The sequence below is a fragment of the Pseudomonas sp. TAE6080 genome (assembly GCF_018732265.1).
GTDB classification, from domain to species: Bacteria; Pseudomonadota; Gammaproteobacteria; order Pseudomonadales; family Pseudomonadaceae; genus Aquipseudomonas; species Aquipseudomonas brenneri.
Genome location: NZ_JAHIDY010000029.1, coordinates 74,061 through 90,835, shown reverse-complemented (window position 1 = coordinate 90,835; position 16,775 = coordinate 74,061). Strand labels below are relative to the sequence as shown.

Here is a 16,775-nt window from a genome sequence, read left to right as displayed (position 1 = left end):
AGCTTTAGCGAGGCTGCGATGGCGGCGGCACAGGCAGCGAAGATGTCGCCTGACCCACCGCTATCGCAGCCTCGCCGGTGCTCGACAGCTCCCACCTTTTGGCAAGCGCCCCCAGTTTGCTGCGCGACAGCGCTACGTCGAAGAGGTAGTGGGGATTCCCACAGAGGATTGTCTGTATTATTCAGACCTCGCTCACCTTGACCCAGCGCTCTTCCCGCGCAGCCATGCGAATGGCTGTCGCCAGCCGTTCCACTGCCCAGGCTGCTTCAAAATCAGTGCCCTCTGCACCTTGCCCCGCCAGTGCCATGATCAACTCCTGCACCTCCAGGGTCTTCAACTCGTTGTACCCCAACTGATGCCCCGCCGCCGGGCTGAACGCGGCATAGCCGGGCAGGGTGGGGCCGGCCAGTAAGCGCTGGAAACTGTCTGCTCCAGCCCGGCACACCCGCAGTTCATTCAAGCGCTCCTGATCGAAGGCCAACGTGCCTTGGGTGCCACTGATCTCGAAACTCAAATGGTTCTTGTAGCCACGCTTTAGCCAACTGCTGCTGACGGTCCCACGCGCGCCGTTGGCAAAGCGCAGCAAGGCATGCACCTGGTCGTCGATCTCGATCGGGCGCATCTGGCTACTGCCAGGGCTGGCAGGTCGTTGAGCGTGTACCGTCTGGCTGTCGGCGCAAACGTGAGTGATATCGCCCACCAGGTACCGCGCCATCGCCAGCAGATGACTGCCCAGGTCGGCCAGGGCGCCGCCGGCATGTCCCACTTCGCAGCGCCATGACCACGGCGATGCCGGGTCGGCCATGAAGTCTTCACTGAACTCGCCCTGGAAACTGATGATCTGCCCCAGTTCGCCCGCTTCAATCATCTGCCGCGCCAGGACGATCATCGGGTTGTGCTGGTAGTTGTAGCCAACCCGTGTCACCACCCCGGCCGCGCGGGCGGCATGGCGCATGGCGTCGGCCTGTTCCAGGCTCACGGCCAGGGGCTTTTCGCAATACACCGCCTTGCCCGCCGCCAGTGCAGCCATGGCCATGGGGTAGTGCAGGTGGTTGGGGGTGGTGATGGCCACCAGATCCACCTGCGGGTCATCGATCAACTGTTGCCAGTCGCCATGGGCCTGGGCAAACCCCCAGGCGCTGGCGCAGTGCTGGGCGCGTTCGGTGTCGGCATCGGCCAGGGCCGCCAGTTGCACATTGACCGGTAATTCAAACACCGTACGGGCGTTATTGAACGCCAGCGCGTGGGCACGGCCCATGAAGCCTGTACCGATCAGGCCGATTCCAAGTGCTCGCATAGCGATGGTCCTTTTGATTGTTATTTTCAGGAAGGCAATTAATAGAATAAAAATTCTTAATCATCAATGCGTGGAATATAAATATTATCTCCTTGTAGGAGCGAGCTTGCTCGCGAAGGTCGCCAACGATGACGCGGGGCTCCAGGCCCCCCGAGGTGCTCTGAGGGTTTTCGCGAGCAAGCTCGCTCCTACAGAGCAATGTACGAAACTATCATTTCGGCGAATGCGGCTATATTCAGCCAGCAGGCAAAAGGCCTTCAGTTAACAAAAGATAACGTAGCGCCGATTGTCAGACGATTCGAAAGCCCGATAGGATGGCCCCTGCTTCCTCAAGGGGCTCTAGATTGCAGGTTTGCGCACTGCGAACACCCTGGAAGGTGTTACGACCTAACAATAATAAATGGGAGAAAGGTCTATGAGTGAGCCTGTCATGGGTGTGGGTTTTTGCCGCCCGCTCGCATCGCGCAAGGTCGCGGTGCTGGCTACAGCGCTCTCGCTGCTGGGGGTTGTCGCGTTGTCGACGGCTGCCCAGGCTGCAACCGACGTCGCAGAGCCTGCGACATTTGCCATTGAATCGCCAAGGGCCGAAAAAGGCCTGATGATCGACGTCGTGCATGCCGGCAAGCGCCTGGTGGCGGTCGGTGATCGCGGGCATATCCTCTATTCCGATGATCAGGGCGCCACCTGGGTGCAGGCCAAGGTGCCGACCCGCCAGTTGCTCACGGCGGTGTTCTTCATCGACGACCAGCATGGCTGGGCGGTGGGGCATGACGCGAAGATCCTCGCCAGCACCGATGCCGGGGCCACCTGGACTGAGCAGTTCAAAGACCTCAGCCGTGAAGCCCCGTTGCTGGACGTACTGTTCAACGACGCCAACCATGGTTTTGCCGTGGGCGCCTACGGTGCGTTGATCGAGACCACCGATGCGGGCAAGACCTGGACCGATGTCAGCGACCGCCTGGACAACGAAGACCAGTACCACCTCAACGCCATCGCCCAGGTCAAGGACGCCGGCCTGTTTATCGTCGGCGAGCAGGGCAGCATGTTCCGCTCCAGCGATGAAGGGCAGACCTGGGAAAAACTCGAAGGTCCCTACGAGGGCTCGCTGTTCGGCGTGATTGGCACCGCGCAGCCCAAGACCCTGCTGGCCTACGGCTTGCGCGGCAACCTGTTCCGCTCCACCGATTTTGGCGACACCTGGGAGCCGGTAGAGCTCAAGGCCGACCGTGGCGCCCTGGAGTTTGGCCTGTCGGGCGCGACGCTGCTCGACGACGGCAGCCTGGTGGTGGTCGGCAACGGCGGCAGCGTGGTGGTCAGCCACGACGATGGCCTGACGTTCAGCGTATTCAATCGCCCGGACCGCATTTCACTCTCGGCAGTCACGGCAGCGGGCAATGGCGACTTGATTCTGGTGGGGCAGGGTGGCGTGCGCGTCGCCCTGCCAACCGGCGCCGAACGCAAAAAACAATAAGAAGGCGGGGATAGAATGAGCAGTCATCACAACGATAAAGCGACCTTTCTTGAGCGCCTGATCTTCAACAACCGCCCGGCAGTGATCGTGATCTGCCTGTTGGTGAGCGTTTTCCTGTTCTGGCAGGCGACGTTGATTCGCCCGTCCACCAGCTTTGAAAAAATGATCCCGTTGCAGCACCCCTTCATCGAAAAGATGATGGAGCACCGCAACGATCTGGCAAACCTGGGCAACACCGTGCGTATCTCGGTGGAGGCCAAGGACGGTGACATCTTCAGCAAGGAGTACATGGAGACCCTGCGCCAGATCAACGACGAGGTGTTCTACATCTCCGGCGTCGACCGCTCTGGCCTCAAGTCCCTGTGGAGCCCCAGCGTACGCTGGACCGAAGTGACCGAAGAAGGCTTTGCCGGCGGTGAAGTGATCCCGCAGAGCTACAACGGCTCGCCGGAAAGCCTCGACCAGTTGCGCAACAACGTGCTCAAGTCCGGCCAGGTCGGGCGCCTGGTGGCCAACGATTTCAAGTCGAGCATCGTCGATATCCCGCTGCTGGAGTCCTACCCGGACCCGCAGGACCAGGGCAAGTTGCTGGCCCTGGACTACCAGAAGTTCTCCCATGAACTGGAAGACAAGATCCGCACCAAGTTCCAGGAGCAGAACCCCAACGTCCAGATCCATATCGTTGGTTTTGCCAAGAAAGTCGGCGACCTGATCGACGGCCTGATCATGGTGGTGCTGTTCTTCGGCATCGCGTTCGTGATCACCCTGGTGCTGCTGCTGTGGTTCACCAACTGCGTGCGCAGCACCATTGCGGTGTTGATCACGACGCTGGTGGCCGTGGTCTGGCAGCTCGGCTTGATGCACTTCTTCGGCTTCGGCCTGGATCCGTATTCAATGCTGGTGCCGTTCCTGATCTTCGCCATCGGCATTTCCCATGGTGTGCAGAAGATCAACGGCATCGCCTTGCAATCGAGTGAGGCCGACAACGCCCTGACGGCGGCCCGCCGCACGTTCCGGCAGTTGTTCCTGCCGGGGATGATCGCGATTCTCGCGGATGCGGTGGGCTTCATTACCCTGCTGATCATCGACATCGGCGTGATCCGTGAGCTGGCCATCGGGGCCTCTATCGGCGTGGCGGTGATCGTGTTCACCAACCTGATCCTGCTGCCGGTAGCAATTTCCTATGTCGGCATCAGCAAACGTGCCATCGCCAAGAGCAAGAAAGACGCAAACCGCGACCATCCGTTCTGGCGTCTGTTGTCGAACTTCGCCAGCCCGAAAGTCGCACCCATCTCCATTGCCCTGGCCTTGGTCGCCTTTGGTGGCGGCCTGTGGTACAGCCAGAACCTGAAGATCGGCGACCTCGACCAGGGTGCCCCGGAACTGCGTCCGGACTCGCGCTACAACAAAGACAACAACTTCATCATCAGCAACTACTCCACCAGCTCCGATGTCCTGGTGGTGATGGTCAAGACCAAGTCCGAAGGCTGCTCGCGCTATGAAGCCATGGCGCCCATCGACCAGTTGATGTGGAAGATGCAGAACACCGAGGGCGTGCAGTCGGCGATCTCCCTGGTGACCGTGTCCAAGCAGATGATCAAGGGCATGAACGAGGGCAACCTGAAATGGGAAACCCTGTCGCGTAACCCGGATGTGCTGAACAACTCCATCGCCCGTGCCGATGGCTTGTACAACAACAATTGCTCCCTGGCGCCGGTGCTGGTGTTCCTCAACGACCACAAGGCCGAGACCCTCGACCGTGCGGTGAAGGCGGTGCAGGATTTTGCCACGGAAAACAACAAGGACGGCCTGGAGTTTATCCTGGCCGCCGGCAACGCCGGGATCGAAGCGGCCACCAACGAGGTGATCAAGGAAGCCGAGCTGACCATCCTGATCCTGGTCTACCTGTGCGTGGCGACCATGTGCATGATCACCTTCCGCTCCTGGGCGGCGACCCTGTGCATTGTGCTGCCGCTGGTGCTGACCTCGGTGCTGGGTAACGCGCTGATGGCGTTCATGGGCATTGGCGTCAAGGTCGCGACCTTGCCGGTGGTGGCGCTGGGCGTGGGGATTGGCGTGGACTACGGCATCTACATCTACAGTCGCCTGGAAAGCTTCCTGCGTGCTGGTTTGCCGTTGCAGGAAGCCTATTACCAGACGCTCAAGTCCACCGGTAAAGCCGTGCTCTTTACCGGCCTGTGCCTGGCAATCGGCGTGTGCACCTGGATCTTCTCGGCCATCAAGTTCCAGGCCGATATGGGCCTGATGCTGACCTTCATGCTGTTGTGGAACATGTTCGGTGCGCTGTGGCTGCTACCGGCACTGGCGCGGTTCCTGATCAAACCCGAGAAACTGGCGGGGCAGAAGGGCAATTCGCTGTTTGCCCACTGACTGCCAGCCCGACAAACCCAGGGGAGGCGCGAGCAACTTCGTTCCTCCCTGTTTCAGGGCGCCAAGGGCAGGAACCAGCGCTCGGCCAGTTTCTTGCCGATCAAACCGCGATGTACATTGACGATGGCTTGAGGCGATTGAGCGGCGGCGAGCAAGGTGTAGTAACCGACACGGCGTTGCTCACGGGTTTTCAGGTGGGCGACGGTGTACTGGTGTTTGGGGGTGCTGGCCTGCGGGTAGTGAAAGTGGGCGTACCATAACGGATAGCCCTTCTCGTCATTGATCGCGTACTCCTGGACAAAGTCCTTACGCGTGCCGCTCAACTGAATACGTTCGCCTAGCCGCGCCATATTGACGCGCTTCTGACTGATCAGGTACTCGATATTGCCATGGGTCGGTGGCAGTTGCAGGCACAACTGGACGCGCAGTGTGCGGCCTTTCTCACTCAGTTGCGCGGCACCGCGGCGCATGTCGTCGACCAGTTTCTGATCCGCCTCCACTCGGGTATTGGCAGGTGTGGCCTCAATGGCCCGATCCAACTCAGTGGCCAGTTTGTCGTAGCGAGTGGACTCGAAATCAAGGATTTCCTGCACTTCTTCAGGGTGGCGGCAGACCTTCTTGTAGTCCTCACCGCGCAGCAGGTTCTGTTCGAGCTTGGCCAGCAGTTTGCGCGCTTCACCCTTGAGCAGGCTTACGGCACGGGGTGCAGGTCCGGGCTCAGGTGGGCGCACGGTGATGAATTCGTTCCACTCGTCTCCCCGTTGCGCATAGGTGCCCAACACCTGGTTGGTGTCTTCGGAGCGCACCTCCACCACATCAATCGGCAGGCTGGTGCTGGCCGGCTTGAACTCACCGATCAAGGTGCCTTTGCGTTCGGTCTTGATCACCCGTCTTTGCGGCCTGTCCGGGGCGACCGGGCTGCGCTTGGGCGGCCGTACGGGTGCTTCTTCAAGGGGTTTTATCTCGCTGGCCAGTTGTACAGTGACGTCCTGGTACAACCCTTCGATCAGTGCCATCAACTTGCCAAAGTATTCGGATTTTACCTCGCTCACGCTGACAATCCCCAGACCTTGCAACCCGTCGAGTGCGCGCCCGTAATGCTCGACCAGGCTCTCCAGTACGCTCAGGCGCTCATCGGCCGTCAATTCCAGGGCATTGAATTCGGCGTGGGTACGTACGTGTTCGTGCAAAGGGTCGAGCAGGCTGTTGAAGTCTTCCTGGATTTTGAGGGTTTGTTGCATCAACTCTTCGAAGGTTTGCAGTTTGATGACGTGAATCTGTAGCTCTTTTACCGCCAGGGCAGTGATTTCATTGGGTCGATCACGGGTCAAGTCCAGGTACTTTTGGCGGCCGGAAGAGCCCCGACCATACAACTCATTGAGATGACGGTCCTTGAGTTCGAGCCAGCCAATCGAACGGTCATTGATCGTCATTATTTGATTGAGAAATTGCCTGTAGCCTGCTGGATTGCTCAGCATGCTCCGGGAAAAGTTCGGATTTCTTGGCGTGAACTGTGGCTGCGACCGATACAGGGCTTGACGGTCGCCTTCGGCGATCACCAAAAGCGAGCGAGCATTGACGATGCTGTTGACCAGCAAGGAAACCACCATGGACTGGATCATGGGAATACCCAGTTCTTCGCGTTCCTTGAGCGAATCGAATAGGGGTAAAAAACTCTCGGTTTCTTCGCGCAAGACCCTCTCTGTGTCTTGGCGGATCTTGGCACGTTGGCTGTCATTTAGCGTGAGGTCCAGCTCACTGTTGTTCATCTCGGCCACCTTGGCTCTAGTGACTATCATCGTGCGGGCGTACTGCAAAGAGAACTGCTGGTACTGTGCGTTCAATTGCTTGATTCGTTGTGCCTTGCGCTGGCGTTCGGCTGCGATTCGTTTGGGTGGCATGCCGCCGCGCAGGCGCAAGCGGGTGTCCACCGTCCATACGCCTTCGGCATCGCTGCGCAGATAAGGACCGCTGCGGTTTGGACCCTGCGGCGCAATGACCCTGATGTCGCCCTCCGGCTCCAGGGTCACTTGCAACCACTGACTGTCCACCAGGGCGTACCAATTGTTGTCGACCCAATAGAGCCCTCTGCGAGGTCCGTTCAGTATCGGTTGGGGCAAAGGTGTTGGGCGGATTGCCTGATAGTGGCTCAATCGTGTGCGCTGGGCAGCGGTCAGGCGATGACGGGCTTGGGAGAAACTGAAGTCCAGCACGGTGTTGTTTGCATCCGGCATTACGCCCGGCAGGGTGACGGCCCCCTCGCGGATCGTCGGTGGCCGGGGCACTGGCCACTGCTCGGTGATGCGCGATGCAAGACTGCTGGGTAATGCACGTTCCTTGAGCCCCTGGGGCAGAGGCGGGTGTGGGGCGGTCACGCGCGGAACGGCCTCCAACAGCAACATCCCCAGGTTCAGCAGTAGGTCGACCGCCGCCAGCTCGCGGGTCTTGGGGTCGTCGGCGATCAGTCCTGGAATGTCTTGCCCCAGGCTGGTCATCAGGCCAAACAGCCAGCCGGTGAGCATGGCGGGGCCACGCAACAGCGGCAGTAACAGGTTGCCAAACAACAGGCTGCTGCCTTCGAGCAACACTTGCCAGCGGCTCTCGCTGTTGGACACCGAGTCGCGATTCGCTTGCTCGACCAACGCCCGGGCATGATCGCTGAACAGATACGCCATCAGGCGTCCGGTCACCAGGCATTGCTGCAGTTCGTCGTTGATGCCATCGGCGGCCAGGCTCGCCGGTGCGGGTATGCTCAGGGGCGCAAACTCATCACCCTGGCCGAAGCGTACGTAATGCGGCTCCTGGAAACCGCCATGGGCGTAGATCGGTCGGGCAGTGTCGCTCAGCCAGGTCAGCACACTGTCTTGCAAGTCTCCGGCCTGGACGATGGCATCAAACAGCGCCTGGCGGCTGGTAAATTCCTGGAGTGCCGGCGCATACAACGGTCGGTACAACAGGTGGGGGCCGACATCGGCGTTCTGGCTCTCGATAAGGTACATGCCGCTGACCTTGTCGGGTTCGGCGCCGGGTGCCCGTAGCAGTGCCAGGTGACGGATCACCACCTGATGGTTGTCGACCCGTTGATCGCTGGCATCATGGGCCATCAGTGCTGCTACCCGTCGCGCACCCAGGGGACTCAGGCCCGATTGTTGCTGAAGGGATAACTCCAGGGCCAGCAGTGGCAATTGCAGCGTTTGCTGGTCGGCAAACAACGCCTCACGCTGACGCGCCTCGGGGCTTTCTCCCAGTAGGTGTTCCTCCAACAGGCGTGGGTAGTGCTGGCCGATGTCCACTCGCTCGATCAAGCCGTTGGAACCCATCAGGTAGTCGGCAGTCAGCCAGGACGGCAACGTTAAACCATGACGATTGGCAAGGGTCACGGTCCCGCTGGGGCGGCTGGCCAGGTTGTTGATCGCCAGGTCCGTCAGGCTCATGCGTTCATGGCGGATGATTCCTACTGTGCCCGGATAACCAGCGGCGACGGTGAAGGTCAGTTGCAGGTCATTAGGATGCAGGGCGGCTACAGATGGCGGCGTGGCGATCTGGTTTCCGAAGGTCACGGCATCGTGTTGCAGGGTTTGCAGCAAGGATTTGACGGTGAAGGTGCGGATATCGTCGATATCACTGAGGAAGTGGCGCCCGCTGCCACGCTGCTTGGCGCTGGCCAGTGCCATGGCGTAGCGCCGGTAAGTGGCCTGGTCGTCGGCACTGGCCTGTTGCAGCCAGGTTGGCAGATGCTGGCGCAAGGTGTCCAGGGACTGGATCGGGGCTGCCGGCAAGTCGAGGAAAAATCGCCCAGGGTCGGTGAGATCGGCATACAGCGCCTGCCAGGTGCTGAAGGGTTGGGCGGTGGGCAGGCGCAGATGACCGAGCTCTTCCAGTTGGCGATTGAGGATCATTGCGCCTTGGTGCTCAAAGATATCGCCGTCAGGTTCGTAGCGTTGGACCAGGATGTCATCGGCCACATACTGTTCACCCAGGCGCTGCCCGAAGGCCTGGATCAGCGCATCCGTGGACGCAAATACTTCAACGCTCCCACCAGGGCTGCACAGCAACACGGTCGGCTTGCCGTTGACTGCCCGAAGTAGCACCAGTTCCGGGCCCAGCAGGCTGGCACTCTGTGCGCCGCTCTTGAGGGTGGCTTCCAGGCCATAGGCGTATACCGCGCCCTGGCCATGCCGGGCGATCCGCGCCTCGCGCTCGGGTAGGGTAACCAGTTGGTCGATCGTCTCCCGGGTCTGCTCATCCAGGCCTGCCTGGCGCAGGGCGCCGACGCGCAAGGTGTCTGTCAGCACGTGCGCGAGCCATCGCCAATGACCGGCGTCCCAATACTCAGCCAGGGCATTTTGCAGGGCGATGGGCAGGATCTGGGGCAGTTCGCCGACCAAGGCTGCGATGACCTGCATGTCGAGTTTTTCGCGGGTCAAGCCAGGCAGTTTCAGGCGTTTGGGTGGTTCATCGGAAAGGTACCAGGGCAGGCTGTCCACTTCGCGAAAGTCCAATGGTACGCCACTGGCCAGTGCATCGTGGACCACCGGCATGAACGGCTGCAGCAGCCAGCCTCGGCGTTGCGGCCTGGCCAGCTGTGTGCGGGACAGGTCCAGCGTCAGGGTGGGGTATTTATCGCTGATAGCCGTGGCGAGTTGCTGGCGGATCACGGTTTCCAGCGCAGGGCGATCAGCGAAATGTGCGCTCACGGCATGAGCGATAGAAGAAGGGCTGAGGGTTTGCATAAACTTCCTTTTATTGGCTGGCGATGCCATTCATGTCCGGGCCCTAGGCGGGTAGCAGGCTCAGGAATAGGCGTTGGTCCAACGGCGCGGTGATCGGGTTGTACAGGCCACGCACGATGGCCTGGTTGTCTGCCCCGGCCTGGGCGATCAGGTCCCGCTGGGTGACAAAGCGCTGTTCGGGACGCTTGAGATGCGCCGCGCTGTATGCAGTAGGTGGGCTGTCGGCCCGGCTGTAGTGAAAGTGGGCGTACCACAGTACTGTGAGGCTGTTTTTCTCACGCACAGCGAATTCCGACACGAAGTCCTTGGCCGCCGTACGTTGCGGGCCGTGGACCAGGCCGATATCGATTGCGGCGTGGGTACGCAGGAACTCGATGTTTTCCTGGCGCGGGCGCTGGGCCTTGTAACCCTCGATGCATTGCTGCGTTCCTTGTGTGCGCAGGCCAGCGGCACGCAGGCGCAGGCGCTCCACGGTCTGGGGTATGTCCGGCTTGTCTGCATGGTGGTTGGCCAACTCGGTCGCGACCGTTTCGAGGCGGTCGGCCTGGTGCGCGAGCATGTCGCGCCAGTCTTGCGGGTTGAGTTCGTCGCGGCGTGTAGGGTCACTGAGTTTCTTTTTCTGGAACTCAATAGAGCGCTCGATTCCGGGGATCTCCCCCAGCAGCCGTTGCGCCTGGGTACGCAAACTGGCCAGGGGTGGCGCCTGGTGCGGCTCCACAGGTGTGACGGGCCTGGCTTCGACAATCTCTACCCATCCCTCATTGGGGTGCTCCATGAAGCGCCCACTGACCTGCTGGGTAATGGGATTGCGGGTCACGATGGTGGGGAAGGGTAGGTCGCTTTGCTCAGGTTCCAGCTCGCCAACCAAGGCACCCTTGTCCCGTGCGTTGAACACGCGTTTGGTTCGAGACAGTGTCCGCACAGGTTTGAAGAGTATCGGTTGCGGCGGCAGGAACTCATCTTCGCGCAACAGCGCCGCCAGATCAGCCTCCGCGCTGTTACGCACGGTTTGCAGGCGATCAATCAACAGTGGCATATAGCGTGGATCAGCCAGGGGCGACTCAAACTCCATCAGGCTTTGATAAATCTGCAGCCGTCGGTTGTAGTGCTTGATCAAGTTGCTCAGCACTTCCTTGCGCTCGGCAGGGCTGAAGCCTTCGGTGGTCAGCAATTCCAGATGCGAGTCCTCCAGGGAGGACAGCGAGGTTTGCAGATGCTCATGACGCGCCAGGAAGTAGTGCTCCTCGGGGGTGGTGGCCGGGATCGTCTGGTCAATGCTCAACTCGGTCAGCACGTCCAGGGATTCGAGGATGGCATTGAGGCGGTTGTAGAACCGGCGCTTGGGATTGCCGTTGAGATATTTGAGGCGTTGTGCGGGGCCGGTTTTCAAACGTGCGGCCATATCCTCCAGGGTGTTATCGATGGCGATCATCGCCTGCGCATGCTGTTCGGAAACCGCAAAGTTGGTTTCCAGCAGGTCTTTGACATATTGCACTGCCTCTGCATCATGCGCCGCGCCTTGTAGTTCAAGTAGCGACTCGCCCTGCTCGGAAACGAACGTTGCCAGGTAGAGGGATGACAACTGGCTGACCCGGATCTCATCGGTGGCCAGTATCGACTGGTATTGCTCGACGCAATGACCTTCATAGTCGAAGCGGCTGTCGGCTTCTTTCATTTGGCCATAAACCTTGAGTAACTCGCGCCGCTGTTGCAGTAACGGTGCGGCGGCTTGGTCGAAGCGCTCTTGAAATATCTGGAATGCTGCTCTGGCCCTGGAACGCAGGGCGACGTTGTTGCGGTGGTCGGCTATCAGTGCCGGATCCCCAGGCGCACTGCGCAAGCGCTGGCGTGCCGCCCCCAGGTCGTTATGGGCCTTCTCGAACTTTAAGCGGGCGGCATCCAGCACTTGGTCAATGGGCTCCAAGAGTTTGATCAAGGCGCTGATCTGCTCGCCGATGCGATTAATCTCCTCAGACACTTGGGCGCGCTGTTGATCGATTTGCACCAGTTTGGCCTTGAGACGGTTCTTCGGCCCGCCTCCGCGCAGTTTCAGCCCCAAGTCCAGGATCCATCGCCCTTGGGGATCGCGCGTGAGTTCAAAGCCTGGATGGTCGGGTTTTTGCGGATGAATCAGGAACACTTCGCCCAGGTCCGGCGCGATATTGACCCTGAACAGCAGGCCTGCCACCGAGGCATGCCACTGCTGCTTGATACGGTACAGTCCCTTGAAAGCACCGATGTCCACCGGCATGGGTGCCGGTACCGGCCAGGGCACATGCAGCTCTCGCAGGGCATCCAGCAGGCGACGGCGACTGCTGTCCCGGGCGTTGGAGTGGACAAAATCCACCAGGGTCCGGTCGCCGGCCGGCGGCTCGGCGGGCAGGCCCACCGGGCCTTGCCCGATCAATACTGTCGGGTGGGTCATGCCTGGTGGGCGGCGCAACGCGTCGAGGGTCAGTGGCAAGGCCGGCTCGATGGGGTGCGCCGCCGGTTCAAGGGGAGGGCTGGGGCGGGAGGCCACGTGCAGCAAAATCAAACCGATGTTGAGCAGCACATCGACCCAGGCCAACTCCCGTGCGACGGCATCATTGCCTTGCAGGGCGGCCAGATCGTGTTGCAAGCCCACCGCCAGTTGCGCCATCCAGCCGGCAACCATCGCTGGCCCACGCAGTAGCGGTAGCAGCAGGGTATTGAACAGCAGCCAGCCACCCTCCAGCAGTATCGCCCAGCGGCTTTCGGCATTGGACACCGAGTTTTGGTCCGCCAGGTCCACCAACGCCCGGGCATTGCTGCCATACAGGTATTGGGTCAGGTTGCCGGTGGCCAGTGATTGCGCCAGGGAGCCGGAAACCTCACCGCCATTGGCATCCTGCGCCAGTTGTGCCGGTGGCGGCGCGGGCCATTGCACCGTGTCGTCGCCTTGGCCGAAGCGCAGGATATGCGGGCTGTGAAAACCACCATAGCTGTAGATCGGCCGGGCCTTGTCCGACATCCAGGCCAGCACGCTGTCTTGTAACGCACCGGGCTGCGTGATGGCGTCGAGCAGGGCCGCGCGGCTGCTCAATTGCAGCAGCGCGTCCTGGTACAACGGGCGATAGAGAATAGACGGCCCGGAGCCGGTATCACGTGGTTCGATGATAAACATGTTGCTGACGATATCCGGTGCAGCGCCGGGCTTGCGGGCGAAGGCCAGCGGGCGGATCACGATGTCCTGGGCATCCACCACCCGGCCCGTTGAGCTGCTGTGCAGCACGGCCTTGACGTAGCGATAACCGAGGAAGGTGAACCCCTGTTGCTCGCGAATCGCCAGCTCCAGGGCCTGTCGGGGCAGTTGCACCGCCAGCGCCTGGCCGAACAGGACCTCACGCTGACGTGTTTGCGGGCTGTCTCCCAGCAACAGTTCGCGCATTTTTTGCGGATAATGCTGGCCAATATCTACCTGGCGGATCAGCCCGGGCGTGTGATGGAACAGGCCCTTTTCACCCAGCACATAGTCCTCGGTCAGCCAGTCCGGGATGGTTGCCCCCGATGTGTCGCGCAGGGTCATGCGGCCCTGTGGTGCCGTGGCGAGGTGATTGATGGCCAGCTCGGTCAGGCTCATGGTCACTGGTGCGAGATAGCCGCTGTGCAGGTCACCCACCGGGACGTGGAACGTCAGCACCAGGTTGCCTGGCTCCACGCTGGACTCGGGGTGGTCGCGGCGCATCTGCTCGCGCAATGTACGGGTGGTGAAAGCCGGCAGGTCCTCGACGCCGTCCAGAAAGGAGGCACCACCGGTCTGCCGCTGCAGGCGCGCCTGCTCTACGAGCCCTTGGCGATAGGCAAACCGTTGCTCGGCGCTGGCTGTCTGGAGCCAGGAGGGCAGTGCGGCCTGTATGGACTGTTGGTGAACAGGGGCCGGCGCGGGGGCGGCGATAAAGGCGGGCGACGGGTCGGTTGCATCGGCGAATTGCTGCGCGAGGGCACGTACCCCCCCGGCAGCCGGCAAGCGTATGGCTTCGAGGTCGTCCAGTTGCTGGTTGAGCAGTAAGGCCGCCTGCGTATCAAAGAGATTGCTATCGGGCTCGTAGCGGTTGACCAGCAGTTTTTCGACCTGCAGTTGGTTGGTCAGGCGTTGACCCCAGGCCTGAGTGAAGGCTTCCATTGAGGCAAACCCCTCAACACCACCCGCAGTCTGGCACAGCAGGACCTGGCTGCCTTGCACCAACAGCAGGTCGGTGCTCATCCAGCGAGCGTCACGGCCTTGGCTAATGATGCAGACTTCCAGGCAATAGGCATGAATGAAACCCGCCGGCCCGGTCTGGCGCTCCCGGCGATCAGGTTCACGGGTTATGCCATACAGCATGTCCCGGGCGGTGCCGGCCGGCAGCAGGCTCGCGGTGCTTTTCAGGTTGTCTGCCAGCACGTCACCGAGCCATTGCCAGCGGCTGGAATGTGTATCTGTATTGAGGTTCCAGTAGGTCGTCAGGGCCTGTTGAAAAGCAATCGGCAGGGTAAAGGCCAGGTCCGCGATCAGCCGCTCAATGATCGCCATGTTCGGTTCACGGGGGCCATTTGCCTCATAGGTCAGGCGCAAGGGAGGATGCTGGGAGAGGAAGCAGCGGCGTTCGTCGACGGTCTGGGTCAGGCTCAAGTCTGTGCCATTGCCCAGATGGTCAAGGACCACATCGGTCAACCGTTGGAGATCCCAGCCGCGCCGTTGGTTGGGGGTGGCGAGCTTGACAGTGGATAGGTCCAGGACCAGCGACGGGAACTGTTCCAGCAGGCGTTCCTGCAGGTGTTGTTCGACCACCAGGCGCAAGGTCGGGCGATCGCTGAACTGGCGAGAGACAGCCAGGGCCAGGGCGTTGCTGCGGTGAGTTGGCGGCGGGGCGGATAAAGGGGCCGGCATAAGAGATTCCGTTCTGCGGGATGGGTTCGCCCGCAGAATGGCAAGCTGCTTCTGTGTTGGTGTGGTAGCCGGTTATCGCGACACGACGGCGGTGCCGGATTGGCCTATCATCAGTGTTTTTTCCACTGATGAATGATCCTGATGACTGCTGCCACCCTGACTCTTGAACTTGCAACCAGCGATATGCTCGTAATCGATGGCCTGCATGCCTTTGACTTCAACTTAACGGATCAACAGTTGCTGATTAAAAGCATGGACGGTCGGGCCGAGAAGCGCTGGACGTTCAGCATTGCGCAAGTGCAGGCGGCGATCTTTGATGAAAGCTTGCAGAGCTGGACCCTCAGCGGTGATACGGGCGAACACCGCCTGGTATGCCTGAGCGCTGTCACCGGCAACAACGACGACGAGGAAGACGAGCATGCGGATGCGTAAATTCTGGCCCCTGCTGATGGCTGGCAGTGTCGGCGCCATGTCGGTCCAGGCCGCACCGGTCGATACCGTTGAACTGTTGGTGGGCAGCTATACCGCCGGCACCAGTGAAGGCATCTACCGCCTGCAGTTCGACAGCCGCACCGGCCAGTTCAGCGGCGCGCCGGTACTGGCGGCCAAGACGCAAAACCCGTCCTGGCTGACCCTGTCCAAGGACCGCAAGCGCCTGTTTGTGGTCAATGAAAACGGCCCCGGCCAGCAAGACCCGGTAGGGCGTGTCAGCAGCTACAGCATTGACCCGGCCACCCATCAACTGACCCTGATCAACCAGGTGCAGAGCCTGGGTAACGAGCCGACCCACGCCAGCCTGGCCGCCGATGGGCGTTACCTGTTTGTCGCCAACTATTCGGTGCTGGAAGATCCGGGCGGCAGCCTGGCGATCCTGCCGGTGGACGGCGAGGGCAAACTGTCGCCGCCGGTGCAACTGAGCGCGCACCCGGCCAGCCGGGTCAACCCCGAGCGCCAGGCATCCAACCATGTGCATTCGGTGGTGTCGTCGCCCGATGGCAAGTATGTGTTCGTGCAGGACCTGGGGGCGGACAGGCTTTTTGCCTACCGCTACGACCCCAAGGCCAACCCCGAACGGCCGCTGACGCCGGCCGATCCGGCCTTCGTGCAGTTGCCGCCAGGCAGTGGCCCGCGGCACCTGCTGTTCAGCACGGACGGCAAGCATGCCTGGCTGACCACTGAGATGAGCGCGCAGGTCGCGGTATACGACTACCTGGACGGCAAGCTGACCCAGCGTCAATTGGTAGATTTTGCCGCCGGCCAGCCAGTGTCAGACAAGGCCGGTGCGGCGCTGCATGCGTCCAGCGACGGCAAGTTCCTCTACGTCAGCAACCGGGGTACCGCCAATCAGATCGTGGTGTTTGCCATCGATCCGGCCAGCGCGCAGCTCAAAGAGATCCAGCGGCGCTCCGTGGAAGGCGATCATCCCCGTGAGTTCAGCCTTGACCCGAGCGGCAAGTTCCTGCTGATTGCCAACCAAAAGAGCAACCAGATTGTGGTGATCGAGCGCGATACCACGACCGGTCAATTGGGCAAGACGGTACAAAAACTGCCGATTGATGCCCCCAGCGACCTCAAGTTTGTGCTGCGTCAATAAGCCACAGGCCCCGCCGTGCGGGGCCTGACTCGTTGTATTAATCCCAGTGATAACGGCTACTGTTTCAAAGCATTTCAGCCAGCCGGTACCCAGGCGTAAGTTTGCTCCAAGGCCTTCACAAGCCATCCAGCCAACTGAACACAAGGGTTACCGCCATGAACTTCAATCTCTTCTCGATCATCGCTGCCTCCGCTGTTTCCGCCACCGTTGCCCTGCCTGCCAGCGCCAGCGTGGAGATCAGCAGCAAAAATTCCAGCACCAGTGCCTACACCCAGAAATACCTGCAACAGAGCGCCAATTTCTATGCAGCCCTGGACCACAAGACCCAAGCCTGAAGTCCTTTAGGTGTCGGTTTGCCGGCGATGGCGGTATGTCAGCCACAGTAATCCCAACTGACT

At 60.9% G+C, this 16,775-nt stretch carries 8 protein-coding genes; 5 read left to right on the top strand and 3 right to left on the bottom strand.

The window, feature by feature from the left end; all coding sequences use genetic code 11:
- Positions 1-181: 181 nt before the first annotated feature.
- Positions 182-1,297: a Gfo/Idh/MocA family protein gene (locus KL786_RS20735; protein WP_215518829.1), complete on the bottom strand. Its 1,116-nt coding sequence runs from the start codon at positions 1,295-1,297 to the stop codon at positions 182-184.
- A gap of 430 nt (positions 1,298-1,727) precedes the next feature.
- Here KL786_RS20735 and KL786_RS20730 point away from each other — a divergent pair, with 430 nt between their 5' ends.
- Positions 1,728-2,768, top strand: coding sequence for a WD40/YVTN/BNR-like repeat-containing protein (locus KL786_RS20730; RefSeq protein ID WP_215518832.1), 1,041 nt, complete (start codon positions 1,728-1,730; stop codon positions 2,766-2,768).
- 15 nt (positions 2,769-2,783) lie between these two features.
- Complete coding sequence (locus KL786_RS20725; RefSeq protein ID WP_215518828.1) at positions 2,784-5,159, top strand: efflux RND transporter permease subunit; 2,376 nt, start codon at positions 2,784-2,786, stop codon at positions 5,157-5,159.
- A 53-nt stretch (positions 5,160-5,212) separates the two neighbouring features.
- Here KL786_RS20725 and KL786_RS20720 read toward each other — a convergent pair whose 3' ends face one another.
- Both KL786_RS20720 and KL786_RS20715 read right to left on the bottom strand, forming a co-directional pair.
- A complete protein-coding gene (locus KL786_RS20720; protein ID WP_215518827.1) occupies positions 5,213-9,892 on the bottom strand; it encodes a dermonecrotic toxin domain-containing protein in 4,680 nt (1,559 codons plus the stop codon).
- A 43-nt stretch (positions 9,893-9,935) separates the two neighbouring features.
- Positions 9,936-14,783 carry a hypothetical protein gene (locus KL786_RS20715; RefSeq protein WP_215518826.1) on the bottom strand — a complete coding sequence of 1,616 codons (4,848 nt, stop codon included), beginning with the start codon at positions 14,781-14,783 and terminating at the stop codon, positions 9,936-9,938.
- Between the two features lie 141 nt (positions 14,784-14,924).
- Here KL786_RS20715 and KL786_RS20710 point away from each other — a divergent pair, with 141 nt between their 5' ends.
- The 3 genes from KL786_RS20710 (at position 14,925) to KL786_RS20700 (ending at position 16,712) form a co-directional block, all read left to right on the top strand.
- Positions 14,925-15,215 (top strand): DUF5629 family protein, encoded by a 291-nt coding sequence (locus tag KL786_RS20710; RefSeq protein ID WP_215518825.1) that lies wholly within the window; start codon positions 14,925-14,927, stop codon positions 15,213-15,215.
- A complete protein-coding gene (locus tag KL786_RS20705; RefSeq protein ID WP_215518824.1) occupies positions 15,202-16,377 on the top strand; it encodes a lactonase family protein in 1,176 nt (391 codons plus the stop codon). Before KL786_RS20710 ends, KL786_RS20705 begins: the two co-directional genes overlap by 14 nt.
- Positions 16,378-16,532: 155 nt before the next feature.
- Positions 16,533-16,712 (top strand): hypothetical protein, encoded by a 180-nt coding sequence (locus KL786_RS20700; RefSeq protein WP_032860910.1) that lies wholly within the window; start codon positions 16,533-16,535, stop codon positions 16,710-16,712.
- Positions 16,713-16,775: the final 63 nt, after the last annotated feature.